Annotated in this window: 22 protein-coding genes and 1 tRNA gene; 9 read left to right on the top strand and 14 right to left on the bottom strand. The window is 62.3% G+C overall.

Translation table 11 applies throughout. The annotated features are described in order from the left end of the window. Positions 1-134: 134 nt before the first annotated feature. The 5 genes from QTL94_RS10210 to QTL94_RS10190 form a co-directional block, all read right to left on the bottom strand. Positions 135-1,022 carry a transglutaminase family protein gene (locus QTL94_RS10210; RefSeq protein ID WP_289801561.1) on the bottom strand — a complete coding sequence of 296 codons (888 nt, stop codon included), beginning with the start codon at positions 1,020-1,022 and terminating at the stop codon, positions 135-137. After that, entirely contained in the window at positions 1,019-3,436 is a 2,418-nt protein-coding gene (locus QTL94_RS10205; protein WP_289801446.1) for a circularly permuted type 2 ATP-grasp protein, read from the bottom strand. Before QTL94_RS10205 ends, QTL94_RS10210 begins: the two co-directional genes overlap by 4 nt. A gap of 11 nt (positions 3,437-3,447) precedes the next feature. Next, positions 3,448-6,768 carry a transglutaminase family protein gene (locus QTL94_RS10200; protein ID WP_289801445.1) on the bottom strand — a complete coding sequence of 1,107 codons (3,321 nt, stop codon included), beginning with the start codon at positions 6,766-6,768 and terminating at the stop codon, positions 3,448-3,450. Positions 6,769-6,878: 110 nt separating this feature from the next. Further along, on the bottom strand, positions 6,879-8,258 hold the full coding sequence (locus tag QTL94_RS10195; RefSeq protein ID WP_289801444.1) for a sensor histidine kinase: 1,380 nt from the start codon (positions 8,256-8,258) through the stop codon (positions 6,879-6,881). Continuing rightward, positions 8,255-8,932: a response regulator gene (locus QTL94_RS10190; protein WP_065694767.1), complete on the bottom strand. Its 678-nt coding sequence runs from the start codon at positions 8,930-8,932 to the stop codon at positions 8,255-8,257. The genes QTL94_RS10195 and QTL94_RS10190 overlap by 4 nt, the downstream gene beginning before the upstream one ends. Before the next feature lie 144 nt (positions 8,933-9,076). Between QTL94_RS10190 and QTL94_RS10185 the strand changes: the two genes are divergently transcribed. The 4 genes from QTL94_RS10185 (at position 9,077) to QTL94_RS10170 (ending at position 13,346) form a co-directional block, all read left to right on the top strand. Next, the gene (locus tag QTL94_RS10185) at positions 9,077-10,141 is read left to right on the top strand and encodes an ABC transporter substrate-binding protein (RefSeq protein WP_289801443.1); all 1,065 of its coding nucleotides are present in this window, start codon (positions 9,077-9,079) and stop codon (positions 10,139-10,141) included. A gap of 242 nt (positions 10,142-10,383) precedes the next feature. Further along, the gene (locus QTL94_RS10180; protein WP_065694805.1) at positions 10,384-11,328 is read left to right on the top strand and encodes a Bug family tripartite tricarboxylate transporter substrate binding protein; all 945 of its coding nucleotides are present in this window, start codon (positions 10,384-10,386) and stop codon (positions 11,326-11,328) included. Further along, positions 11,325-11,816 (top strand): tripartite tricarboxylate transporter TctB family protein, encoded by a 492-nt coding sequence (locus tag QTL94_RS10175; RefSeq protein WP_065694769.1) that lies wholly within the window; start codon positions 11,325-11,327, stop codon positions 11,814-11,816. The genes QTL94_RS10180 and QTL94_RS10175 overlap by 4 nt, the downstream gene beginning before the upstream one ends. A gap of 12 nt (positions 11,817-11,828) precedes the next feature. Next, positions 11,829-13,346 carry a tripartite tricarboxylate transporter permease gene (locus tag QTL94_RS10170; RefSeq protein ID WP_065694770.1) on the top strand — a complete coding sequence of 506 codons (1,518 nt, stop codon included), beginning with the start codon at positions 11,829-11,831 and terminating at the stop codon, positions 13,344-13,346. Between the two features lie 89 nt (positions 13,347-13,435). Here QTL94_RS10170 and QTL94_RS10165 read toward each other — a convergent pair whose 3' ends face one another. Continuing rightward, positions 13,436-13,642: a hypothetical protein gene (locus QTL94_RS10165; protein WP_141684061.1), complete on the bottom strand. Its 207-nt coding sequence runs from the start codon at positions 13,640-13,642 to the stop codon at positions 13,436-13,438. 171 nt (positions 13,643-13,813) lie between these two features. Further along, entirely contained in the window at positions 13,814-15,469 is a 1,656-nt protein-coding gene (locus QTL94_RS10160; RefSeq protein ID WP_502944116.1) for an arylsulfatase, read from the bottom strand. A 459-nt stretch (positions 15,470-15,928) separates the two neighbouring features. Between QTL94_RS10160 and QTL94_RS10155 the strand changes: the two genes are divergently transcribed. Further along, positions 15,929-16,096 (top strand): hypothetical protein, encoded by a 168-nt coding sequence (locus QTL94_RS10155; RefSeq protein WP_198928781.1) that lies wholly within the window; start codon positions 15,929-15,931, stop codon positions 16,094-16,096. A 119-nt stretch (positions 16,097-16,215) separates the two neighbouring features. On the opposite strand, the gene QTL94_RS10150 is transcribed toward QTL94_RS10155, so the two are convergent. Beyond that, positions 16,216-17,310, bottom strand: a complete 1,095-nt coding sequence (locus QTL94_RS10150) for a DUF475 domain-containing protein (RefSeq protein WP_289801442.1) — start codon at positions 17,308-17,310, stop codon at positions 16,216-16,218. A 372-nt stretch (positions 17,311-17,682) separates the two neighbouring features. Here QTL94_RS10150 and QTL94_RS10145 point away from each other — a divergent pair, with 372 nt between their 5' ends. Both QTL94_RS10145 and QTL94_RS10140 read left to right on the top strand, forming a co-directional pair. Then, a complete protein-coding gene (locus QTL94_RS10145) occupies positions 17,683-17,928 on the top strand; it encodes a hypothetical protein (RefSeq protein ID WP_065694774.1) in 246 nt (81 codons plus the stop codon). Between the two features lie 25 nt (positions 17,929-17,953). Next, the gene (locus QTL94_RS10140) at positions 17,954-18,142 is read left to right on the top strand and encodes a hypothetical protein (RefSeq protein WP_289801441.1); all 189 of its coding nucleotides are present in this window, start codon (positions 17,954-17,956) and stop codon (positions 18,140-18,142) included. 11 nt (positions 18,143-18,153) lie between these two features. Here the strand turns inward: QTL94_RS10140 and QTL94_RS10135 are convergent, their stop codons facing one another. Further along, positions 18,154-18,717, bottom strand: a complete 564-nt coding sequence (locus QTL94_RS10135) for a dual specificity protein phosphatase family protein (RefSeq protein WP_289801440.1) — start codon at positions 18,715-18,717, stop codon at positions 18,154-18,156. A 216-nt stretch (positions 18,718-18,933) separates the two neighbouring features. Here QTL94_RS10135 and QTL94_RS10130 point away from each other — a divergent pair, with 216 nt between their 5' ends. Beyond that, the gene (locus QTL94_RS10130; RefSeq protein ID WP_289801439.1) at positions 18,934-19,635 is read left to right on the top strand and encodes a hypothetical protein; all 702 of its coding nucleotides are present in this window, start codon (positions 18,934-18,936) and stop codon (positions 19,633-19,635) included. Positions 19,636-19,647: 12 nt separating this feature from the next. Here the strand turns inward: QTL94_RS10130 and QTL94_RS10125 are convergent, their stop codons facing one another. The 5 genes from QTL94_RS10125 to cpdR1 all read right to left on the bottom strand — a co-directional run bounded on the left by QTL94_RS10125 (position 19,648) and on the right by cpdR1 (position 22,754). Further along, a complete protein-coding gene (locus tag QTL94_RS10125; RefSeq protein WP_289801438.1) occupies positions 19,648-20,130 on the bottom strand; it encodes a hypothetical protein in 483 nt (160 codons plus the stop codon). A 55-nt stretch (positions 20,131-20,185) separates the two neighbouring features. Continuing rightward, complete coding sequence (locus QTL94_RS10120) at positions 20,186-20,965, bottom strand: hypothetical protein (RefSeq protein ID WP_289801437.1); 780 nt, start codon at positions 20,963-20,965, stop codon at positions 20,186-20,188. A 1-nt stretch (position 20,966) separates the two neighbouring features. After that, on the bottom strand, positions 20,967-22,037 hold the full coding sequence (locus tag QTL94_RS10115) for a GSCFA domain-containing protein (RefSeq protein WP_289801436.1): 1,071 nt from the start codon (positions 22,035-22,037) through the stop codon (positions 20,967-20,969). Positions 22,038-22,233: 196 nt separating this feature from the next. Beyond that, positions 22,234-22,308: transfer RNA gene (locus QTL94_RS10110), tRNA-Val, on the bottom strand. Positions 22,309-22,391: 83 nt separating this feature from the next. Continuing rightward, on the bottom strand, positions 22,392-22,754 hold the full coding sequence (gene cpdR1, locus QTL94_RS10105) for a response regulator CpdR1 (protein WP_003542883.1): 363 nt from the start codon (positions 22,752-22,754) through the stop codon (positions 22,392-22,394). Between the two features lie 187 nt (positions 22,755-22,941). Between cpdR1 and QTL94_RS10100 the strand changes: the two genes are divergently transcribed. Next, complete coding sequence (locus QTL94_RS10100; RefSeq protein ID WP_065694780.1) at positions 22,942-23,823, top strand: N-formylglutamate amidohydrolase; 882 nt, start codon at positions 22,942-22,944, stop codon at positions 23,821-23,823. Positions 23,824-24,035 lie beyond the last annotated feature (212 nt).

Below are 24,035 nucleotides of genomic sequence, written 5' to 3'. Positions count from 1 at the left end.
ACTAGAATTCTAATGAATTGTCGCTTTCCTGCGCGGATCCGGTGCTAACGGCTCGCTTTTCGCCGATGCAGCCGCGGTGTTCGTTGCCGCGGTCGGGTTCTCCCGCCTATTTTTTCGCAAGCACAGCGTCCTTGTCAGGGAAGCGGGATCACATCCACCGCCTGGACGGCGCGCTGGCCGCCGTAGCTCTTCAGCACGCCGATAACAGGGGCCACGTCGGCGTAGTCGCGGCCGTAGCCGACGACGATGTGGTCGGTTCCGGCAGGGATGTTGTTGGTCGGATCGAGTTCCACCCAGCCGAGCGTCTTGCCGCACCAGACCCGCACCCAGGCATGCATCGCATCGGCGCCTTCGAGCCGTTCCTTGCCGGGTGGAGGGATGGTGCGCAGGAAGCCGGAGACGTAGCCCGCGGGAATGCCGAGGCTGCGCAGCGCCAGAATCATCACGTGGGCGAAGTCCTGGCAGACGCCGCGCTTCAGCCGGAATGCCTCAAGTGGGGTCGTGTCGACGGTCGTCGCGTCGGAATCATAGGTGAACTCAGTGTGGATCAGCGCGCAGAGGGCGGTGGCGATCTGCAAGACAGTAAGAGATGGGCCGAGCGCGCTCCTGGCATATTCGGAGATCGCCGGCGTCTCGATCAGCCGGGGACTGTTGCCGAGAAAATGGTGCGGCGAGCCGGCTTTCAGCGACCATACGCCGGCAACTTCGTCGGCCAGACGCGAGAGTTCGGGCGAGAAATCGGCGGCGATCGAGTGGCTCTCGACCTGCACGCGGGCCTGCATGCGGATGTCCAGCTTCTCATGCGGCGCACGCACCATGAAAGCGGTCGCCGGATGTTCGAAGAAATCGACGAAATGCGATTGCTCGTCCGGCGTCGGCGAAACCTTGATGGAACCGGCGATCAGCCGCTGGCGGTCGGGCAACGACAGCGGCATCAGCCGCATGATGTGACGCGCGCCCGATGCCGGCGTGTCGTAGATGTAACCCATGTGCAGCGAGAGATCGTATAACACGGGATTTATCCGAGGTAGGTTCGCGCGAGAAGATCGGAAAGCTGCTCCAGCTCGTGCTCGAGCCGGCGATAGACATCGCCGTTCATCGCTTCCGGCGTCATCACGGCGAGGCCGGAGTGCAGGCGCGTCGCTTCGCGGTAGAATGGTGACATCTGGCCGTTCACGAAGGCATTCGGCAACTGCTCGACCTCGTGGTGGATCTCGTTCATCTGGAAGAGGATCGAGCGCGGGTTGAGTGGGTCGAGCGCCAGCAGATCGGTCACCGTCAGCGGCGCGGTGTTGACGTTGTAGCGGCGGCGATGGGTCATGACGCTGTCGCCGATCTCAAGCAGCATGTCGAGAGCGCCATCCGGGGCGTCTGCGCCTGACATGTGGCCGAGCAGGCGGGTCATGTGCAGGCCGCGTTCGATATGGCGGCCCAGCGACAGGAAGCGCCAGCCGGTGAAGCGGTACATGTTTTCGTGTACGAGGCCGGCGAAGCCCGCAAGCTTGCGCAGCAGGATCGTCATCGCATGGCTGGCGTCGTCGCCGGGCGACACGGTGCTGTGGAAGCGGCGCGCGGTCTTGGCCAGATCCGTCAGCGCCAGCCAGCCATCCGGCGAGAAGCGGTCACGGATGTTGCTGGCGGAGTAGACGGCGCTGTCGATGTTGCGCAGCAGCGTTTCCGGCACGGCGTCTTCGGTATCGATATCGACTGCAGCGAGGTAGGCCGAGACGTCGGCCAGAAGCGGCTGGTTCGGATCGGCAGCTTCGGCGAAGCGGGCGTGCCAGGCGCGCAGGATACGCAGCGCCCCTTCGGCGCGCTCGATGTAGCGTCCGAGCCAGAACAGGTTGTCGGCCGCGCGGCTCGGCAGGCTGCCCGGCATGTTGCGGGTAAAGGTGCTCTCGGCGGGAAGCAGCGTGTGGCGCTCGACCGGCTTGTCGCTGACGATCCAGACGTCGGCGGCGGCGCCACCCGATTGCATGGCAATCGCGGCAACATCGTCGCTGCCGCCGATGCGGGCAAAGCCGCCCGGCATGATCTGCCAGCCGTTGGCCGTTCTTGCCGCGAAAACGCGCAGCGACATCGGGCGCGGGGTCAGCTTGCCGCCGATCCAGGCCGGCGTGGTCGACAGTGTGACCGCCTCCTGGCCGACCAGTTTCTGGCCGTCGGAGTTCAGCCATTCGCTGATCGAATCCTTGGCGGTGGCGCGCAGCGCCGAACCGAGGACGGATTCGCCGTTGTCGTCGAAGAAAGGGGCGCGTGAATAGGCCGGGCCGATCACCATCTTTTCAATGCTGACGGCGACGTGTTCGCGCTCGCTTTTCTGACCGCACCACCACGTCGCGATCGATGGCATTTTCAGGTCTTCGCCGAACAGCTTGCGACAGATCGTCGGCATGAAGGCCAACAGGGCGCGCGTCTCGATGATACCGCTGCCGAGCGCGTTGACGATGGTGACGCTTTCGGCGCGCAGTGCTTCGACGAGGCCGGGCGTGCCGATATGCGAATTCTGGTTGAGTTCCAGCGGGTCGGCATAGGCGGAATCGAGGCGGCGCCAGAGCACCGTGATGGGCTTCAGGCCGGATACCGTGCGCACCATGACCTTGCCGTTCACCACCGTCAGGTCTTCGCCTTCGAGCAGCATGAAGCCGAGATAGCGGGCGATATAGGCGTGTTCGTAATAGGTCTCGTTGGCAGGACCTGGCGTGAGCACGGCGATGCGGTCATCGCCGCTGTGCTTCATGCCCTGCAGCGCATCGCGGAAGGCGCCGAAGAAGGAGGCTAGCCTGTGGACTGGGGTCTCGGCGTAGATGTCGGAGAAGGCGCGGGTCGTCGCCACGCGGTTTTCCAGCGCGAAGCCGGCACCCGACGGCGCCTGTGTGCGATCCGCCAGAACCCACCAGTTGCCATCCGGCCCACGGCCGATCTCGAAGGCGCAGAAATGCAGATAGTGGCCGCCCGCCGGCGTCACACCGGCGACGGGACGCAGAAATTCCGGATTGGCGGCAACCAGCGCCGGAGGCAGGATGCCCTGTTCGATCAGCTGGTTGGGGCCGTAGAGATCGGCGACGATCGCCTCGAGCAGGTCGGCACGCTGAACGAGGCCGGCGGACAGGGTCTGCCACTCGCGCTCGTCGATCAGTACCGGAATATGCGAGAGCGGCCAGGCGCGCTCGGCGCTGCCGGTGCTGCCATAGGCGCGGTAGAAGACACCGGCGTCGCGCAGATAGCGGTCGGCGCGGGCGAAACGCTCGGTTAGATCCCGCTCCGGCATGCCGCTCAGGTGCGACATGAAGCGCTGCCACACGGGGCGGATGGCGCCGTTGTTGTCCACCATCTCGTCGGCAACGCCAGGCAGCGGGCGATAGCCAAGGACAGCATCGTTGCCGATCTGGTCCTTGATCTCGTGCCGCAGCTCTCTTGCCGGTTTCTTGCCCATGAAGCCCTAGTTCAAATTCCTGCCGGTCGTCTCAGGTCCAGCGTCAGCGGAAACTCCGGCGATCGTGTTTCCACCTGCGGGATATAGCCGCCCGATGTATGCCCCCATGGCTCGAATCGCGCCAGACGCCTAGCTTCGGCTTCGTTACCATTGACCGGGAAGGTGTCATAGTTACGCCCGCCCGGATGGGCAACATGATAGATGCAGCCGCCGATCGAACGCTTCGACCATGTATCATAAATGTCGAAGGTGAGCGGCGTGTTGACCGGCAGCAGCGGGTGCAATCCCGACGCCGGCTGCCATGCCTTGAAGCGGACGCCGGCGACCGAGACGCCAGCGGTGCCCGTCGGTGTCAGCGGCACGGTGCGGCCGTTGCAGGTGACGGTGTAGCGGGACGAATTGCTGGTCTCGAGCCTGACCTGCAGGCGCTCGACGGAGCTGTCGACATAGCGCACGGTGCCGCCGATCGCGCCTTCCTCGCCCATGACGTTCCAGGGCTCCAGCGCCTGGCGCAGCTCCAGCTTCGAGCCCTCGTATTCGACCTCGCCGCAGAAGGGGAAGCGGAATTCGAGCTGCGCCTTGAACCATTCCGGGCTGAGATCGAAGCCGTTCTGCTTGAGATCGGCGAGCACGTCCTGGAAATCCTGCCAGACGAAGTGCGGCAGCATGAAGCGGTCGTGCAGCGTGGTGCCCCAGCGCACGAAGCTGCCATCGGCGGGGTTCTGCCAGAAGCGGGCGATGAGGGCGCGGACCAGCAATTGCTGGGCGAGCGACATGCGCGCGTTCGGCGGCATCTCGAAGCCACGGAACTCGACGAGGCCGAGGCGGCCGGTCGGGCCATCGGGCGAAAACAGCTTGTCGATGCAGATCTCGGCGCGGTGGGTGTTGCCGGTGACGTCGATCAGCAGGTTGCGGAACAGGCGATCGGTAATCCAGGGCAGGGGCGTCGGTCCACGGCCGGGCGCGGGGATCTGGGCGAGCGCGGTTTCCAGCTCGTAGAGGCTGTCGTGGCGGGCCTCGTCGATGCGCGGCGCCTGGCTGGTCGGGCCGATGAACATCCCTGAAAACATGTAGGAGAGCGAGGGATGGCGCTGCCAGTGCAGCACCAGGCTCTTCAACAGGTCGGGACGGCGCAGGAACGGGCTGTCGCCGGGATTGGCGCCGCCGACCACCACATGGTTGCCGCCGCCGGTGCCGGTGTGGCGACCGTCGATCATGAACTTGTCGGCGCCGAGGCGCGACTGGCGGGCCTCTTCGTAGACGACGCTGGTGATCGCCACGCAGTCCTGCCAGTTGGAGGCCGGGTGGATGTTGACCTCGATGACGCCGGGGTCGGGCGCGACGCGGATGACGTTGATGCGCTCGTCCTGCGGCGGCGAGTAGCCCTCGATATGGACGGGCAGACCGAGTTCGGCGGCGGCGTTTTCGGCGGCCGCGATCAGCTCGAGATAGTCCTCGATGCGCTCGACCGGCGGCATGAAGACGCAAAGGCGGCCGTCGCGCGGCTCCACCGAGATGGCGGTGCGCACGGCGCCGCCGATCTCGCCCAGCGTCTGCTCGACGCGGCTCTGGCCGGCCTCTTCGCTATGGCGCGAGGCTTCCGGCATGGCGCGGCCCGAGGGCACGAAGACATCGGGCAGCGGCGTGCGGGGGATCGAGGGGTCGGCGGGGTGGATATAGGGGAAGCGGGCAGGCGGCACGTAGGGCAGGGTGCCGAGCGGCAGGCGGTAACCCACGGGGCTGTCGCCGGGGACGAGGAATATCTTGCCGCGACGGGTCTTCCACCGCTCGCTCATCCAGCGCTGGCCGGACGCCTTAGCGTTCCAGGCCTGGACGGGGAGGATATAGCCCGTCGGCGTCGTCAGGCCGCGTTCGAAGACGCGGGCGATGCGGTTGCGTTCTTCCGGGTCCTTGAGCTTGGAATTCGCCGGATCGACATTGTCAGGCAGGCTGCCTTCCTTGAGGATCCATTCGGCCGGGTCCTCGTAGGCCGGCAGCACCATGTCGGTGTCGATGGCGAGTTCGCGGGCGATGGCGCCGAGCAGGTTGGCGGCGTCGTCGGCCGCGACACCGGTGTCCTTGCCTTCGCCGGCAATGAGATCAGGATTGCGCCAGATCGGCTTGCCGTCCTTGCGCCAATAGAGCGAGAAGGTCCAGCGCGGCAGGCTCTCGCCGGGATACCACTTGCCCTGGCCGTAATGCAGGAAGCCGCCGGGGGCAAAGCGCTCGCGCAGCTTGCGGATCAGGATATCGGCCTTCTCGCGCTTGGTCGGGCCGACGGCCTCGGTGTTCCATTCGGCGGATTCGAAATCGTCGATCGACACGAAGGTCGGCTCGCCACCCATGGTGAGGCGGACATCTTCTGCCTGCAGGATGCTGTCGACCTTGGCGCCCAGCGCGTTGAGCTCGTCCCAGCTGTCGTCGGAGAAAGGCTTGGTGATGCGCGGATGTTCGGCGACGCGCGTGACCTTCATGTCGAAGGCGAATTCGGTGTTGGCGTGGCCGTAGAGCGCGCCGGAGATCGGGGCGGCGTTGCCATAATGCGGCGTGGCGGCAAGCGGGATGTGGCTTTCGCCGGTCAAGAGGCCCGAGGTCGGGTCGAGGCCGATCCAGCCGGCGCCGGGGATGTAGACTTCCGCCCAGGCGTGGAGATCGGTGAAATCGACCTCGGTGCCGGAGGGGCCGTCGAGCGCCTTCAGATCCGGCGTGAGCTGGATAAGATAGCCGGAGACGAAGCGGGCGGCAAAGCCGAGATTGCGGAGGATCTCGACTAGGAGCCAGCTACTGTCGCGGCAGGAGCCGAGCGCCAGCTTCAGCGTCTCCTCCGGCGACTGCACGCCGGGCTCCATGCGGATGACATATTCGACGTCATTCTTCAGCCGGGCATTGAGGCCGACGATGAAATCGGTGGTGCGCATCGGCGTGCGGTCGATGCCCGAGAGATAGGCAGCCAGCGCCGGCTCCACCGGCTGCGGCTGCATGTAGATCTTCAGGTCGTCCCTGACCTCCTCGGGATAGGAGAAGGGCCACATTTCGGCGCTCTCCTCGATGAAGAAATCGAAGGGGTTATAGACCGTCATGTCGGCGACGAGATCGACCTCGATCTTGAACTCGGTCACCGGGTCGGGGAAGACGTAGCGGGCCAGATAATTGCCGTAGGGATCCTGCTGCAGGTTCACGAAGTGGTTTGCCGGCGAGACCTTCAGCGAATGGCTGATCACCCGCGTCTTGGAATGCGACGCGGGCTTGAGGCGGATGATCTGGGGCCCGAGGCGGACCGGCTTGTCGTATTTGTAATGCGTCAGGTGATAGATGCTGGCTTTGATCGACATGTACTGCCTTGTCCGCTGCCGTATCGTTGTACGGCATTTGCTGTTCCCAAAAGCAGTGTGTGCAATGCAGCGAAAGAATGCAAGGCGGAAAGGTTAATGCGAGTAAGCCTTTAGGCCCTGAAGAAAGCGACTGTCGCCTTGACGCCTTTACCGTCGAAAGCAGGCTCCAGCGCGAGAGTCGCATTGAAGAGCGCGGCGATTTCCTCGACGATCGGCAGACCCAGACCGGCGCCGGGCGTGGCGGAGTCGTTGCCTCGCGAGAAACGCTGCCGCACGGCCGCGAGCTTTTCCGGCGCAATTCCGGGGCCGTTGTCCTCGACTTCGAGACGGACCATCTCGTCTGCGGAATGGATGCGAACCGTCACCTCGGCTCCACTGCCGGCATAGGCGATGGCATTCCCTACGAGATTGCGCAGGAGTTCGCCGATCAGGAGCGGTTCGGCGCGAATCATCTCCTGTTTGCCGCCGTCAAAGCCGAGATCGATGCCGGCGGCGGCTGCAGCCGGAATGAGGTCGCCGGTAATCTCCTGGGCGACCGCCGTGAGATCGATGGACGAGGCGGTCAACGCCTCCTTCGCGCTCGCGGCATCGATCTTTGCCATCAGTAGCAACTGCGCCAGAATTCGTTCGGCGTGGGCGACTGCCTGGTCGCCTTTCACGGCTGCATCCTGGGCATCGGACAGGCTGGTGGCGCGTGCCGAGAGCGCTAGCTGGGTACGGATGATGGCGAGCGGCGTGCGCAGTTGGTGACTTGCATTGCCGGTGAAGTTCCTGAGCGCGTCGAGCGCCGATTGCAGGCGCACCATGAAGCCGTTGACCGTATCGACCAGCGGCTGCACCTCGCTTGGAACCGATTGATCGATGGGATGCAGATCGTCGGGGCTGCGTTCGCCGATCGCGTCGCGCAGCTTGTAGAGCGGGCGAAGCGCCACGGTGACCGAGATCCACACGATGGTCGCCGCACCCACAATCATGAAGGCAAGCCGCAGCGCCGAGCGCAGCAAGATCGCGCGCGCAAGCTGACGTCTGGCGATCGTCGTCTCGGCAACCGTCACGGTGAACGGAACGGAGCGGATGCCCGTTGATGCCGAGCGGCGGAGCGTTGCGACGCGGATCGGCTCGCTGCGAAACGTGTCGTCGGCGAAAGCCGCAGTATCTCCGTGCATCCCCTCGAGCACCGGCAGCGACTGATAGCCGGTGATAAACCGTCCAGGCGGACCGTCTACGCGGTAGAAGACGCGATCCTGCGCAGCCGACGTCAGCATTTCCAGCGCGACATAGGGGATATCGACTTCCAGCGTTCCGTCTTCCGCGACGACGACACGCTCGGCGATCGCCAAGGCAGACCCGGCCAGCACGCGGTCCGAGACGATGTTGGATGTCTCGACGGCCTCCCGGTAGGTGTCGGCAAGGGCCACGACACCGAGCACGGCGGTCGATATCAGCAGCCAGAAGAGTAGCCTGCGCCGGAGCGAATAGACTGCCGTCATGAGGCCTCTGGCAGCTTGTCGAGATAGTAGCCGATGCCGCGCGCGGTCTTTACCGTCAGGCCGTGGGGCGACAGGCGCTTTCGCAGGCGGCTGACATATTGCTCGATGGCATTGGCCGAAATGTCGTCGTCAAAGGCCGTCAACGACTGGATGATCGCCTCCTTGGCAACGACCTTGCCGGCGCGCATGAAGAGGATTTCCAGCAGGCCGAGTTCGCGCGCCGGAATATCGAGAGGGGTGGAGCCTGCGAAGAATGCGCGCGAATTCAGGTCGAGCGACACGCCGCCGAAACTCACCGTTGCCGAATGAAGGCCGGCTTGGCGCCGCAGCAAAACGCGCACCCGCGCTTCGAACTCCGAAATGTCGAAAGGCTTGATCAGATAGTCGTCGGCGCCGAGGTCGAGACCTTTGACACGCTCTTCGGGCGCGCCGCGCGCCGTCAGGATCAGCACTGCCGCCTGGTTCTGTCGGGAGCGCATGGCGCGCAGGACATCGAGCCCGTCCATCTCGGGAAGGTTCAGATCGAGAACGACCAGCTCGAAATTCTCCGCACTTGTCGCGGCATTGGCCGAGGCGCCGTCGTGGACGACGTCGACCGCATGGCCTGTGCCACGAAGGATGGCCGACAGCCCGTCGGCCAATGCGATGTTGTCCTCAACGAGCAGGATGCGCACGGATGTTCCCTTTTTCCATCAAGATTATAGGGGCGGGGTAGCGATGTCACCGTGTGAAATCGAATATCGCGGTGCCGTCAAATCGTCCTCCGGAGGTGGTGTCCGTTTCTTGCGCGCCGGCAAAGGCTGATGCATTGTCGTGCCATGAGGAGAGCATTTCTTTTACTGCTGGCGCTGTGGCCGAGCTTTGCCGCTGCCGATGAAACGTTTTATCCGGCGCGCTCGGGAGATGCCGATGCCCCGACGCTGGTGGTCTATTCGTCTCTCGACGAACCGCTGGCGCAGCCGATGATCCACGGCTTCCAGGAAGCCAACCCCGATGTCGCCGTCAAATACGAGGATATGCTGACCGGCGAGATCTACGACCGCATCGTTCGGGAAACGGACGCCGGCAAGCGGACGGCGGATTTCGCGTTCTCTTCGGCCATGGATCTGCAGGTGAAGCTTTCCAACGACGGCTATGCGCAGCCCAGCAATCTGCCCATGAGCGGGCGCTGGCCCAAGTGGGCAAACTGGCGCAACACGGCCTATGCGCTGACGTTCGAGCCTGCCGTTTTCGTCTACCACAAGCCGAGCTTCACCAACGAGCCGCCGCCCAGTTCTCGGGCCGAGTTCGTCGCCTACCTGAAGCGCAAGGGCGATGCGGTCCATGGCCGGATCGGCACCTATGATATCGAGCGCTCCGGCGTGGGTTTCCTCTTCATGGCGCGCGACCAGGAACAGTTCGGCGACATCTGGTCGGTGGTCGGGGCAATGGGCGCCGCCGGAGTGAAGCTCTACTCTACAAGCTCGGCGATCCTTGAGCGCGTGGCGGATGGCCGGTTCGTTCTGGGCTACAATATCCTCGGCTCCTACGCCGCCGACTGGGCAAAGCGCCACCCCGATGTCGGCATTGTCTTGCCCAAGGACTATACGGTGGTGATGTCGCGTATCGGGCTTGTGCCGCAGGCGGCTGCGAACCCGGAGCTTGGGCGGCGATACCTGTCGTTCTTCATGTCCAAGGAGGGCCAGACGATCATGGCGCGGGAGTTGCAGATCCCCGCCGTCAGCCCCGACGTAACCGGCGAGAACACTGCCAACACGATGCAGGAACTGCTGGGAGCGCAGCTGCGGCCGGTGCCAGTCAGCCCGGGTCTGATGGTCTATCTCGACCAGGTGAAGCGCGCGCGCTTGATCGCGCACTGGAACGAGGTGCTTCGCACCCAGTAGCCGGACGCTCCCGATTTGAGAGGAAACACGGCGGGTCTCCCCATAGGTGTGACCGATGTCAGCTAAATGACAGCTTGTTGTGGTCCGTTTCTCTGAACTTCAGCTCCGTGGAGGCGGACAGGTGAAGTTTCGGGAGGAGACTTGCCACACAGATCGGACACTTGGTGTCCGCTTGCGGTGTCCTTCCTGATTCCATCGAGAACAATGCGCGGTTCCTCAGCCGCGTTCATGGAGGACATATCGTGAAGCACACTTTCCTTGCGACCATTTTTGCAGCTGCGATCGCGCTGCCGGCCTATGCCGCCGATTACACCATCATGGCGCCGGCCGCCCCTGGCGGCGGCTGGGACCAGACCGCCCGCTCGCTGCAGACCGTAATGCAGAAGGAAGGCATCTCGGGCAACGTCCAGGTGATGAACGTTCCGGGCGCCGGCGGCACCATCGGTCTCGCCCAATTCACCGGCCAGAACAACGGCAACCCGAATGCGCTGATTGTCGGCGGGTATGTCATGGTCGGTGCGATCCTGACCAACCAGTCGCCGGTCACGCTGAAGGACGTCACGCCGATCGCCCGTCTCACGGGTGAATATGAAGCGATCGTCGTTCCGGCGGCCTCCGACATCAAGACGATGGGTGATCTCGTCGCCAAGCTGAAGGCCGATCCGGGCTCGGTTTCCTGGGGTGGCGGGTCTGCCGGCGGCACCGACCACATCGCGGTCGGCCTGATCGCCAAGGCATCGGGTGTTGATCCCACGAAGATCAACTACGTTGCATTCTCTGGCGGCGGCGAAGCGCTGGCGGCCATCCTCGGTGGCCAGGTGACGGCGGGTGTATCGGGCTACGGCGAGTTCGAATCGCAGGTGAAGTCGGGCCAGCTGCGCTTGCTTGCCGTTTCCAGCGATGCTCGTATCGAAGGCGTGGATGCGCCGACGTTGAAGGAAGCCGGCGTCGACGTCGCCGTGCAGAATTGGCGCATGGTCGCGGCCGCTCCCGGCCTGACGCCGGAGCAGACCGCTGCCGTGACCGCCGATTTCGACAAGCTTTCGAAGTCCGCCAGCTGGCAGGAACTGCTGAAAACGAAGGGCTGGGCTGATACCTACCTCGCCGGCGACGCGTTCAAGGCGCAGCTTGACAAGGATGTCGCGTCAACCGAGAGCATCCTCAAAGAGATCGGGCTTGTTCAATGAGCATGGGTCACCAACCCGTGGCAGAAAAGCGTCGCCCTGATTGGGCGGCGCTTATCATCGCCATCTGTCTTTTCGCTGTCGCTGCCGTCATGCTGTGGGATGCCTCGCATATGCGTATCATCGCCCAATATGACCGCATCGGCCCGGCGACCGCCCCCAAGGTCGTGGCCTTCGGGCTGATCGGGCTCGGGATCTGGACCGTGTTCGAAGCATTTCGCGGCGAGTTTCCCGAGCGCGAGCGCCAGGAAATCGCCCCGGTCGTCTGGGTAGTTGCCGGTCTTGCGGCGCAGATGCTGCTTCTGAAGACCGCTGGCTTCTCTATCGCGACGGGGCTGCTGTTCGCCTTCACCGCGCGCGGCTTCGGGCAGCGCAAGCTGTGGTACTCGATCCCCTTCGGCATCGTCTTCAGCTTCGTCGTCTGGGCGATCTTTTCGCAGCTCCTGAAGCTCACGCTGCCTGCGGGGCCGCTCGAGCGACTGTTTTTCTAGGATAGGCCAGCGATGAATACCTTCGAATTCCTGTTCCAGGGCATCCTGGTCGCCATGCAGCCGATGAACCTGCTCTATGCCTTCATCGGCGTGACGCTGGGCACCGCCGTCGGCGTTCTGCCTGGTATCGGGCCAGCGCTGACAGTGGCGCTTCTGTTGCCCGTGACTTACCAACTCGATCCGGCGGGATCGCTGATCATGTTCGCCGGCATCTATTACGGCGGCATGTACGGCGGCTCGACCACCTCGATCCTGCTCAACACGCCGGGCGAAAGCGCCTCGATCGTGACCGCGCTCGAGGGCAACAAGATGGCGCGCGCCGGGCGCGGCGGGCCGGCCCTGGCGACAGCCGCCATCGGCTCTTTCGTCGCGGGCCTGATCGCCACGCTCGGGCTCGCCTTCATCGCTCCCTATATCGTCAAGCTGGCGCTGGTGTTCGGCCCGCGCGAATATTTCGCCCTGATGGTGCTTGCCTTCGTCACCGTGTCGTCGGCCTTCGGGGATTCGGCGCTGCGCGGTCTCACCTCGCTGTTCATCGGCTTTGCGCTCGCCATGGTCGGCATTGACCAGCAGACGGGGCAGGCGCGGTTGTCCTTCGGCATTCCCGACCTGCTCGATGGTGTCGAGGTGACGACGCTTGCGGTCGCGATGTTCGCGATCGGCGAGACGCTCTACATCGCGGCCCAGGGCAACAGCATCGAGGAGAAGGTCGAGGCCGTGAAGGGCTCTCTGTGGATGACGGCGGAAGACTGGGGCCGTTCGTGGAAGGCCTGGCTGCGCGGCACGGCGATCGGCTTCCCGATCGGCGCGATGCCAGCCGGCGGCGCCGAGATCGGCACCTTCCTTTCCTACGCCACCGAGAAGAAGCTGGCGAAGAACCCCGAGGAATTCGGCCACGGCGCCATCGAAGGTGTGGCCGGACCGGAGGCCGCCAACAATGCATCGGCCGCCGGTACGTTGGTGCCGCTCCTGACGCTCGGCCTGCCGACGACGGCCACGGCGGCGATCATGCTGGCGGGCTTCCAGCAATACGGCTTGCAGCCGGGGCCGCTGTTGTTCGCCAACAATCCGCAGCTCGTCTGGGGCCTGATCGCCAGCCTGCTGATCGCCAACGCCATGCTGCTCGTCCTGAACCTGCCGATGATCGGGCTCTGGGTGCGTCTGCTGACCATTCCGAAGCCCTGGCTCTATGCCGGCATCCTGCTCTTCGCGACGCTTGGGACCATCGGCGCCAATCCGTCGGTGTTCGAGCTCGGCATGCTGCTCGCCTTCGGCGTGCTCGGCTACATCATGCGATTGTTCGGTTATCCGATCGCGCCTGCTGTCGTGGGGTTGATCCTCGGGCCGCTGGCCGAGCAGCAGCTGCGCCGGGCGCTTGCCATCAGCCAGGGTGACGTGACGACGCTGGTGATGTCGCCGATCGCGGCCGGGCTGCTGATTGTTGCCGCTGCGGCGTTCCTGATCCCGCTCATCCTGCGCATCCGCGGGCGCGGGCAGGTGCTGTCACAGCTTGCGGCAAACGAAGACTAAGAAAAAGACTGCAAAGCCTTCCGACTTGGGGCCGGCGATGGAAACATCCGCCGGCCTCACTGTGTTCGCCTCTCCCGGAGGGGCGAGGGTCACAGGCAAATGGCGAGCTGCGCGAAAGACGAGACAAACGCCACGTTTTTCCGGGCGAGCTGTGAAACAAGCTTCAAGACCATGCTCTGGTCGACATCCTTCAGCGGGCGTGCGCGTCCGCTGCGATAGACGATGGTCAACCGGTGCCTGGTTTCATTATACTGAAGCTCCGCAATCCGCCGTGCGTGAATCAGCAATCGTTGCATATCCGTATCCAGCCTGTCGTTTCGAATGCCCTGCATTCTACCACCGGTGAACCGTTTTATCGTGTCATGAAAATGGATTAGCCGCCTACCCATGCTGCCATGAATAAAGGCCGGCGATGGGGACATCGCCGGCCGCGCTGCGCTTTAGCTGAAAAGCCGAAGACGATATGCCTACTGACCGTGTTGCTTGCGCATCGCCTCGTCAATCTGGGCTTTGACAGCACTCAGGCCGAAACTCGCCCCGTGCTGCATCGGCGGAAAGTCGATGGCGGTCTTTGCAAGCTCTTCCACCTTTTGCTGTACGAGAACGAAGCGCCAGAACTCGAACTTGTACCACTCCATATATTCAAGCGATCCGGTGTTTCCGCCTCTGTAGAAAGCCGTGCGCTCGAACGGGTCGAGACGAAGGTTCACCACGGTGGGTGCACCCAGCGTGATGGTATCACCCAGCCAACCGTCCGGCTGTTCCTTGAAGGTATATTTATAGTCGTCGATGCGGGCTGCGCCGAGCGTGCTTTCAGCGAAGTACCAGATCTCGTGGCGGTTCGAGGGTCCTGTGCCGGTGATCATGCTGGTCTGATCGTAGCCGTCGAGGTGAACCTTGTAGTTTTGCCCGTTCAGCTCTTTGCCAACGCGCAGTTCGACCACGATGTTCGCGTTGCCGGCGGCGGCCACCAGCGTCGGAAACCAATCCAGACCCGATATCAGACCGTTGCTGATCGAGCCCGCGGGGACGTGTCCGGGCCAGCGGATCATCGCCGGCGCACGGAAGCCGCCCTCGAACGTCGTTCCTTTGCCGCCGAAAAACGGCGTCTGGCCGCCATCCGGCCAGGTGAAGTTCTCCGTGCCGTTGTCGGTGGTGAACACGACGATGGTGTTCTCGTCCTCGCCGATGTCCTTGAGTTTCTGCATGGTATCGCCGACGATATCGTCAAGCTGGGCCATGCCCGCCTCGTGGATCGTCCAGCCGTTCTCGGAATTGCGCATCTTCTCGTACTTGTCCGAGAGGTGGGTCACGATGTGCATGCGCGTCGGGTTGAGCCAGAGGAAGAACGGCTTGCCATCCGCCTTGGCCTTGTCGACAAACCTGAACGAGAGATCCCTGATCTCCTCGTCGACCGTCTTCATCCGCTCCGGAAAGAGGGTGCCAGCATCCTCGATCTTCTGCTTGCCGATCTTGCCCCAGCGCGGCTGTTCCGTGGGGTCATCGACATCGGTGGCCCAGGAGTGGACCATGTTACGCGGTCCCACGACGTTCAGCTGATCCTGCGGATAGCCGGGATGTGCCGGGTCTTCCATCGCATCCAGATGGTAGAGGTAGCCGAAAAACTCGTCGAAGCCGTGAACCGTCGGCAGGAACTCGTTGAGGTCCCCAAGGTGGTTCTTGCCGAATTGTCCCGTGGCATAGCCCATGGACTTCAGGACCGTTGCAATGGTGGGGGCTTCGGCTGGCAGACCAATGGGTGAGCCTGCCTGGCCAACCGTGGTCATGCCCGTTCGAACCGGAAGCTCGCCGGTGATGAAGTTCGCACGTCCTGCGGTGCAGCTCGCCTCCGCATAGTAATCGGTGAAGAGCATTCCCTCCGCCGCGAGCTTGTCGAGATGTGGCGTTCGGCCGGCCATCATGCCCCTGTTGTAGGCGCCGATGTTCCAGATGCCGATATCATCGGCCATGATGACCACGATGTTGGGCTTCTTGCCGGTGGCTTGAGCCATCGCGCTCCGGCCCATCGTGGTGGCAGCGGTGGTGGTGATCGCGGACAGGGCGAGCAGAGACCCGCCGGTCAGAAGGACATCTCGTCTTGTTGGATTCGCATTGTCTGCCATGCTCATTCCTCCCCTTTGGTCAGGAAAAAACAAAAGCACGCGCGCGAAGCGACGGTAGTGTTGTTTGGACAGGGCCGTGGCTTGCGGAGTGCTCTGTGGAGATAATCGTGCAGATTGCGTAGCAGTCGGTTTCAACGGGTCCGTCGGCGCAGCACTGGGCGACCACGATTGAACCAATTGCAAGTATACTATGTTACGCGGAATATGCAATTAATGGTATTATTAGAAATATCGTATGTATTGTCGATGAGTGATCCACCCGGGCGACTAGGGCGCTCATGACCCATGCGCCGAGCATGTCGCGGCAAGCAGTGCCCTTGGTCCATGTCTCATTTGCCGATGAGCTTTATGCGTGCCGTCCACCTCTTTCTGCATGGCAGGGCTGAATTTCCGCCTGTTGTTATCCGGTGGGCGCGAGCGCATATGTAAGCGGTCAATTATAAAGCAAGAGAGAAGAAAATGTCCTTCCGTCAGTCCATTCGTGATGGCTTCCTTGGCCGCGCCTTTGCGATGATCGGTGCTGCCAATGCGGTGAGCGCGACCATCGAATCCGGTCGTCGCCCGAAGTCCCGCGATCTGCGCGAACTCGGCATCGATCCGAGCATGTTCGGCAGAATCAACCACTAATAGCTTCGATGCATCGGGTGGCTTCAAGTCGCCAGATACGAAAGAGCCCGCAACCGGATGGTCGCGGGCTTTATTTTTGTCGGGACGGGCCGCAGCGCGGGCTGCGGCCGATGGGATGATCAGGCCTCGACCTGCTCGCCCTTACTCACCTGAGCATGTTCCTCGGCCTGTTCCTTCCTGTTGTGTCGGATGGATGACCAGAGCGAGATGCCGATCAGCGTCGCGCCGCCGAGACCGGTGATGACCTCGGGAATGTGGACCATCGTCTGCACATACATGATCACCGAGAGGATCAGGATGGCGTAGAAGGCGCCGTGCTCGAGATAGCGGTATTCGGCAAGCGTTCCCTTTTCCACCAGCATGATCGTCATCGAGCGCACGTACATGGCGCCGATGCCCAGTCCGATGGCGATGACGAAGAGGTTCTGCGTCAGCGCGAAGGCGCCGATGACGCCGTCGAAGGAGAAGCTGGCATCCAGCACCTCGAGGTAGATGAAGGCGCCGAGGCCACCCTTGGCGGCAGCGCTCATCGTCTGCTGCGAGGCGTCGAGCAGACCGCCCACCACTTCGACCGCGAGGAAGGTCAGAAGACCGTAGATCGCGCAATGAACGAAGGTGCTGGCTTCCTCCTCACCCAGGAAGGACGAAAAGACGAGCACGAGCGCCAGGACAAAGGCGATTTCGATGCCCTTGATGGTGGCGGAGCGGGCCATCAGCTTCTCGAGGCCGGCGATCCAGTGCACGTCCTTTTCGTGGTTGAAGAAGTAGTTGAGGCCGACCATCATCAGGAAGGTGCCGCCGAAGGCCGCGATCGGCAGATGCGCGTCGTTCATGATGCGGGCGTATTCGGCCGGTTCGCGGGCAGCCAGGACCAGCGCTTCCCACGGGCCGATCTGCGCCGCGATGGCGACGATCGCCAGCGGGAAGACGATGCGCATGCCGAAGACGGCGATCACGATGCCCCAGGTGAGGAACCGGTGCTGCCATTCCGGCGTCATTTCCTTGAGCTTGTTGGCGTTGACGATGGCGTTGTCGAAGGAGAGCGAGATCTCGAGCACGGCAAGGACCGTACAGATGAAGAAGACGGTCGCCATGCCGCCGATGGTGCCCGTGGTCTGCCAGCCGAGTGCGGCACCCAGGATCAGGCCGACACCGGTAACGATGAATGCCCAGGTGAAATAGCTGAGCGCCGATTTTTGGGACGTCTTGTTCATGACCGCACCTCGCGGCCAGAAACGATGTTGATCAGAGAGGATACGCGGAAGGAACGCGACATACCACAACGGGCATGCGCGCAAGGCATGGTGTGCTTTTTCATCGAATGAAAATCCGCCGGCTTATTTGCAGGCGGTACCGACATCACGAGAGCGCCGTAAAAACTCTCGCCAGAGGGGCCCGGCACCAGGTTGTCCCTTCAGCCGATGTCTGAGGCTGCGGGATAGAGCGAAGGTAGTCATCCTTGCGCGCCAGTCAAGGTCGCCGGTGCCGGGGTGTGCGCTTTTCTTCGGAACCATCGCGACGGTTCGGCCGTTTGCAACTGGTTGAGCAATGAGAAGGCTGCGAGCCTGCAGCCGAGGAGGCGCATCATGCATAATTCCCCCCACATTCCAGGCAAACGCCCTGACACGTCCGAGCGGATGAAACGGGCACGGCCCAACCGCATGAAGAAGGCGCAGGTCATGCCGCCGCATCATGTCGATCTGACGCTGGCACCTGACGTGCTGCACGATGTGCATGTGCCCGCCCACGTCAGCGGCGCGGACCTTTCGAAGGGCGGACCGGAGCCAGCCGTGAAGGACGACGAGGCGACGGTTTCAAAGCCCAGTCGCTAAACCGCAATTCCAGCCAGGAGACGATATGAACAAGACATTCGTACCGCACGACATCCATGTGAAGCATGAGATTGAATGGCAGGCGCTTCGCCAGGGCAGCCAGGCGCCAGACGATCTGGAATGGATCGAGATGGCCACGTCACCGAACTCGCCTTGGAATGCCGATGCCGGGCAAAGCGCCGGTGATCGGCGGGCGCAATCCACCTGCGGCTAGAGAGGATCAGCTCAGAAGCCGATCGTTTCCTCGTAGTCATCCCACGAGCGGTACATTTCATAGCGGCCAACGCCGGGGATGGCGAAGTGGCCGAAATAGGGGCTGAGCTGGAACTCGGCGAAGGCCTCACTTCCCTTGTTCACAGCACCGACATAGATCGCCGAGGCAAGCCCGGTGCGATTGGCGCCGTGCTCGCAATGGATGAGAAGCGGCTTCGGTGCATCCGCCATCAGCTTCGCAAGGCGTTTGGCCTCGGCGCGCGGGAGTTCCTTCGACGAGGAGATTGGAAAATCGATCAGCGTGATGCCATTGCGGGCCGCAGCCTGTGCTTCTTCTCGGTACCAGCCCGTCCGCTTCTCGTCGCGAAGGTTCAGGATAGTCTTGATGCCATAAGTTTTCGAGTAGGCATTGATGTCGGCACCGGTCGGCTGGGCCGAACGATAGAGTTCGCCGGGAATGACTTCGTGGAAATTGCCGGAGAGCTGCGCGATGCCAGCATGCGCCAGGGTCAGGACGACCGCCGCGCATACCAGCCACACGGGCCATTTCAGAAATGTAAAAACTCTGAGCTTCATACTCGTATCTTCAAAGCAGATTGACCGCCGGCTCCCATATAAAGTCTTGGCGCCTTCGTTGCCAGAGCCAGGCAACAATGATCGCTCCCCGCCCGCGTATCAACTGATTGTGGTCGTTCGGGGATGGTCGCATAAACTTCATGTTGACGGGCTGCTTCGCCAACCTTTCGGAAAGGATTGGCCAGCGATAATCCGATGCTCACGGGATTCGGATATATGGCCAAGACAGCGACACGCCGCCGCAAATCATCGACACGATCAAAAGGCAGGGGGAGCAGCAACAGCAGCGCGCTGCCCTGGGCCATCATCGGTCTGCTCGCCGTCGGAGGCATCGCGACCTATGACAACTGGAAGAGCGTGAAGCCGATGCTCGTCGCCCATACGTCGACGCAGCCGGTCGCGCGCACCCGTCCTGTGACGCCGGTCGAGCCGGCACGCGACGCCGGTCCAAGGGAAACGGCGTCGATCACCTCCGTTTCGCGTGTCGTTCCTCCGGAAGCCGTGCCAATTCCCGCAAAGGCGCCGAGCGTGCCCGAAAAGGCGGTGCCGGTTTCCGTCTCACCGGCGCAGACGCAGGCCGCCAAGGCCGCGTTCGGCTATTGCGGACAGGGAGAGCACATCAACTGCGTCGCCGACGGCAGCACCTTTTGGTACAAGGGCGAGAAGATCGTCATCGCAGACATCGTCAGCCCCGGTATCGACACGGCGCGCTGCGACGGCGAAAGACGGGTGGGCTTTGCCGCCAAGCTTCGGTTGCTGACCCTGTTGAATGCCGGAACGTTTTCGATGAACCCGGCCGGACAGCCGAGCAAAGCTGGCGCGCCGCGCGTCATCTCGCGCGACGGCAGATCGATCGGCGGACAGCTCGTCGATGAAGGGCTTGCGCGCAAGCCCGGCAGCGGCGCCTGGTGCGCCTAGCGCTCCTAAGGCCTACTTCTGTTTTGGTGCCTTGCCGCTCGTCTTGAAGCTGCCCGTAAAGGCGGTATCCGTGCTCTTTGCCGAGCATTCGATGGCAATCGGCTTGCCGTTATAGGGGTTGCCGAGCGTGCAGCTGCCGGTCACCTTCACCTGACCGGTCATCTTCTGGCCGACGCCGGTGACGATCATGTTGAGCGGCAGTGTCACATTGCCGGCGGAGCCGGGCTTGATCTGCGTACCATCGCCCTGGAAGCCGAGCATCTTGCCGCCTGAGGTGAAGATCAAGGTCACCTGGCCATTGACGAGCGTGACGCTGGCGAGTTCGCCCTGGCAGCCTTTCGTCGCATCCAGCTTGCCGACCACCAGCTTTGCGCACTTGCCCGCAAGCGTCAGAGCGCCGGGGGCGCCGGGGAAATTCTGCGGGGAGGCGGCGCCAGCGGCCGAAGCAAGGGTTGCCGCACACAGTGAAGCGGCGACAAAAGTTACCAGTTTCATGTCTTTACCTCGTGGTCGAACCTTCATGCGGAATGCGGGGCGGGCATCCCGGTCGTCAGCCCAATCGCATTCTTCTGTGTTCGAAATTGGTCGCATCACCAGCCGGCGCAACCGTGTCATCGATCTCGCGCAGGATTTTCGCCAGCATCAGCCGCCCATAGTCGGCGTTGGCATGATAGTCGCCCGGAGATAGCGCAAATTCGTCGCGCATGGCGCCATGTTCGTCGTAAATCTCCCTTGGGGGAAGATGATAGGCAATGCCGAGCGCATCCAGCTTGGCGCACACCCGATCGCGAAAGCGATCGTAGATGAAGCTGATCTCGTGCTCCTCGAACGGATCGTCGGCGCCGGTCTTGTAGCTCGCCGGCACCGGGCAGCAGGAGGCGACGGAGAAGCGCACGCCCATCGACAACAGTTCTTCGAAGAATGCCATGGGTTGGCGCGTCAGGTCGTCGATGATTGCGTCGAAGGCGGCCTGCGAGACGAACTGCCGGTCTTCTGCCCAGATCGCGGCTGTGTGCGTCTTCCAGTATTTCTGATTGAAGCCGAGGCTCGGATAAAGGCCGAAGACGAAGACGAAGCTGCGGCTGTCGTTCGGCTCAATCACCGGCGCGCCGTCGAAGTTCAGCCGCGTGAACACGGCTCTCGCGGTGTCCTGCGTGAAGCCGACGCCCTCGTCGCGCACTTCGAAGAACGGTTCGAGAAAATGATATCCGTAGCCGAGCTGAGCGATGCGGATATCGCCGCGGCTGCTTCGGAATTCGTTAGCGTCCTGGCGCTGCAGGAACGCGTCGCGCATCGCGCTGATGTGGGAGTCGCCGACGATTACCAGCATGTCAGATCCCCTGAGCCAAGAGCATTTCCTCGCAGACCGCTTCCATCGCGCCAGCGTCCGGTCGTGCAGCGAGACTCGCTGGGCTGGCCTTGCCGGCTGGCGGTGCATGTTCGGCGAAGAAATGAGACATGACGTAGTCGACGCCCGCCGCGTTTACGGTGCGCATGTTCGGATCATAGAACATGCCGCGCATCGGCGCGGCCGCGATGATCTCGTAGGAGGGGAAATAGTCGACGAATTCGACTTCCGAGGCGATATGGCCGGCGACCGCCCGCAGGACGGACTTGGAATAGGTCGTTGCCGCCAGCACGTGCTCTCCCGACTTCGTCGCCGTCAAAGGGACCGGGGAAACGGTCAGGATGAAGTGCATGTCGGGATTGATCTGCCGGACCTTTCCGAGAAAGGCGATCAGATCCTCGAAAATTTCGAAGTAGGTGAAATTCTTGAACTCGTAGGCGTTCTCATCAAAGGCGCCTGCCACGGTGCCGGGGCAAAGCGGGAAGACGGCGCCATCGGCCTTCGACACCCACGCCTCCGTCAGCCCGAGCGTGAAGATCAGCACGTCGGTGTTGACGATGAGGTCCTGAACCGCGGCAAAGTGCGACTGTCGGCTGCGCTCGAGTTCTTCGACACTGGCAAAGGGCTCTGGTTCGAGAACAGGACGGAAGGGGTCGGCAAAGCCGCTGCCTTTCGTCCAGGCGTTGTCCACAGGCAGGAACTCCCCGAATGCCCGATCGAAGGTCTGCAGCAGCTGCCGCGCTGTATAGATGTTGCAGTAACGGGCGGAATAGACGCCGTAATTGAAGCTCTGGCTCAGCGCCGGCGGAAATAGCGGCGGGGCCGGCTCGAAATCGCGGAAATTGAAGCCGCTGTTTTTCAGGTGCCTTGCGATGTGCTGGGCAAAGCAGCTGCCCGCCGTCGCGATTCGCGCTTCCGGAGAAACCTGGAATTTCTTGCGGTAGAGCCCTTCCAACGAAAAGGGGCTCCGTTCGCCTACCGCCTTCTTCCAGAGGAAGCGATCCTCCAGATTGCTGTAGGGGTGCTTATTGTCTGCCTGATTGCCTTCCGTCACGCCCGGACTCCCATCTTGGACTTCCGGTTAGCCAAACAGGCTTGTGGCAGGCTTGTGCAGGATTCTCCGTCAACTGCTCCGAGAAGGACAGGGGAGGCGGATCATAGCCTCACCGCGAGACCGCGATGACGAGTTCAACAGATTTTTGGGAGTTGAGATGGTTTCGTTAAGTCATTGACTTATTGAAGGAACCGGATGGTGGGCGTGACAGGGATTGAACCTGTGACCCCTACGATGTCAACGTAGTGCTCTCCCGCTGAGCTACACGCCCATCCGATGTCGGCGCATAGACCACAAACCTATTTGGCCGTCAATAGGCCTTTTTCAGATTTGTGACACGCGCCGCGCGAACGCCTATGCGGCAAGCATTTTGTTGACCTCGTCGACGAGGTCGCGGAGGTGGAAAGGCTTGGAAAGGACCTTCGCATCCTTCGGAGCCTTCGAATCAGGGTTCAATGCGACGGCTGCAAAGCCGGTGATGAACATGACCTTGAGGTCAGGATCGAGTTCGGTCGCGCGCCGCGCGAGCTCGATGCCGTCCATTTCAGGCATGACGATATCGGTCAGCAGAAGAGAGAAGGGTTCCTCGCGAAGCCGGTCATAGGCGCTGGCGCCGTTGTCGTAGGACAGGACCTTGTAGCCTGCCTTTTCGAGCGCCTTCACAAGGAAGCGGCGCATATCGTTGTCGTCTTCTGCAAGAAGTATCTTCTGAGTCATTATCCAGACCGCTAATCAGTGGAATTTATGCGTGGGGCTAGGTCATTTACACTAGTGTGCAGCCAGTAAACAACCGGTGAACTGGCTGCTCCAGGCGTCATCCCCATGAGATAGTATGGACTTGGCGCGCGGCAACTGGCAACATGGGCGAAGAAATGGCCTTCTGGCATGGTTAAGAGGGAAAACGGTGCACGAAATCCCCGTATACGAGCTTTTTGAGATCCGGGAGCCCGTGTCGCATAGCATTCCCTTCGTCTTCAACTCCCCTCACAGCGGTCGCATTTATCCACCGGAATTTATCGCCCAGTCGCGGCTCGAAGGCATTTCGATCCGCCGTTCGGAAGATCATTATGTGGACGAGCTGTTCGGGGCGGCGAGCGCGCTTGGTGCGCCGCTTCTGCTGGCCAACTTCCCCCGCGCCTATCTCGACGTGAACCGCGAGCCATATGAACTGGACCCGCGCATGTTCGACGGGCTGCTTCCGCCCTACGCCAATGTCAATTCGCTGCGGGTTGCGGGCGGCCTCGGCACCATTCCGCGCATCGTTGCGGAAAACATGGAAATCTACGCGCGGCGTCTGCCGGTGCGGGAAGGTCTCGAGCGCATCGAGAGTGTCTACAAGCCCTATCACGCCGCGTTGCGCCGGCTGATCGCGCGCACGCACGTCCAGTTCGGGTTCGGTGTGCTGATCGATTGCCATTCCATGCCTGGCAATATCCGGGTCGCCGGCTCCCATGCCCGTCCGGATTTCATCATCGGCGATCGATACGGCACCAGCGCGTCGGCCGAGCTTTCGCGTACGGCAGTCGGCATCTTCGAGGAGATGGGCTTCACGGCAATCCGCAACAAGCCCTATGCGGGCGGCTTCATCACCGAGCATTACGGGCGCCCGGCGCGGGGCCTGCATGCGCTGCAGATCGAGGTCAATCGGTCGATCTACGTGGACGAGGTAACGCTCGAGAAGCGCGCCGATTTTGCGAACGTGGCTGCGGCCATCACATCGTTCATGCGGCAGATGGCCGACTATGTCGCGAAATTCTCTCTCACCACCGCGTTTGCGGCCGAGTAGCAGCTTCCGAAGCCCTCAAAAAAAGACCGCCTTGCGGCGGTCCAAGTCTAGGGAGGAAACACCCAAGGAGGGTATTTACAGTCAGAAGACTGTATGAAGACATTACTGCTGCAATGCACAATTGTCAATCATTATATTGCATCGCACAAATATTGTGCAGTCGGCTAAAAATTGCTCCCCTCGTTTGCATCCAGCGGCATTTCCGCTATGAA

This window comes from Rhizobium sp. S96 (assembly GCF_030382195.1).
Classification (GTDB): domain Bacteria; phylum Pseudomonadota; class Alphaproteobacteria; order Rhizobiales; family Rhizobiaceae; genus Rhizobium.
Note: the sequence above shows the minus strand (reverse complement) of the source record. Positions and strands in the feature narration are given on the sequence as shown.

Bases quoted from the DNA above. Each gene is read 5' to 3' on its own strand.
- QTL94_RS10205 (WP_289801446.1), bottom strand. From the start codon at position 3,436: ATGGGCAAGAAACCGGCAAGAGAGCTGCGGCACGAGATCAAGGACCAG.
- QTL94_RS10185 (WP_289801443.1), top strand. From the start codon at position 9,077: ATGAGGAGAGCATTTCTTTTACTGCTGGCGCTGTGGCCGAGCTTTGCC.
- QTL94_RS10200 (WP_289801445.1), bottom strand. From the start codon at position 6,768: ATGTCGATCAAAGCCAGCATCTATCACCTGACGCATTACAAATACGAC.
- QTL94_RS10125 (WP_289801438.1), bottom strand. From the start codon at position 20,130: ATGAAACTGGTAACTTTTGTCGCCGCTTCACTGTGTGCGGCAACCCTT.
- QTL94_RS10160 (WP_502944116.1), bottom strand. From the start codon at position 15,469: ATGGCAGACAATGCGAATCCAACAAGACGAGATGTCCTTCTGACCGGC.
- cpdR1 (WP_003542883.1), bottom strand. From the start codon at position 22,754: ATGACTCAGAAGATACTTCTTGCAGAAGACGACAACGATATGCGCCGC.
- QTL94_RS10135 (WP_289801440.1), bottom strand. From the start codon at position 18,717: ATGAAGCTCAGAGTTTTTACATTTCTGAAATGGCCCGTGTGGCTGGTA.
- QTL94_RS10165 (WP_141684061.1), bottom strand. From the start codon at position 13,642: ATGCAACGATTGCTGATTCACGCACGGCGGATTGCGGAGCTTCAGTAT.
- QTL94_RS10155 (WP_198928781.1), top strand. From the start codon at position 15,929: ATGTCCTTCCGTCAGTCCATTCGTGATGGCTTCCTTGGCCGCGCCTTT.
- QTL94_RS10175 (WP_065694769.1), top strand. From the start codon at position 11,325: ATGAGCATGGGTCACCAACCCGTGGCAGAAAAGCGTCGCCCTGATTGG.
- QTL94_RS10145 (WP_065694774.1), top strand. From the start codon at position 17,683: ATGCATAATTCCCCCCACATTCCAGGCAAACGCCCTGACACGTCCGAG.
- QTL94_RS10140 (WP_289801441.1), top strand. From the start codon at position 17,954: ATGAACAAGACATTCGTACCGCACGACATCCATGTGAAGCATGAGATT.
- QTL94_RS10120 (WP_289801437.1), bottom strand. From the start codon at position 20,965: ATGCTGGTAATCGTCGGCGACTCCCACATCAGCGCGATGCGCGACGCG.
- QTL94_RS10195 (WP_289801444.1), bottom strand. From the start codon at position 8,258: ATGACGGCAGTCTATTCGCTCCGGCGCAGGCTACTCTTCTGGCTGCTG.
- QTL94_RS10150 (WP_289801442.1), bottom strand. From the start codon at position 17,310: ATGAACAAGACGTCCCAAAAATCGGCGCTCAGCTATTTCACCTGGGCA.
- QTL94_RS10170 (WP_065694770.1), top strand. From the start codon at position 11,829: ATGAATACCTTCGAATTCCTGTTCCAGGGCATCCTGGTCGCCATGCAG.
- QTL94_RS10130 (WP_289801439.1), top strand. From the start codon at position 18,934: ATGGCCAAGACAGCGACACGCCGCCGCAAATCATCGACACGATCAAAA.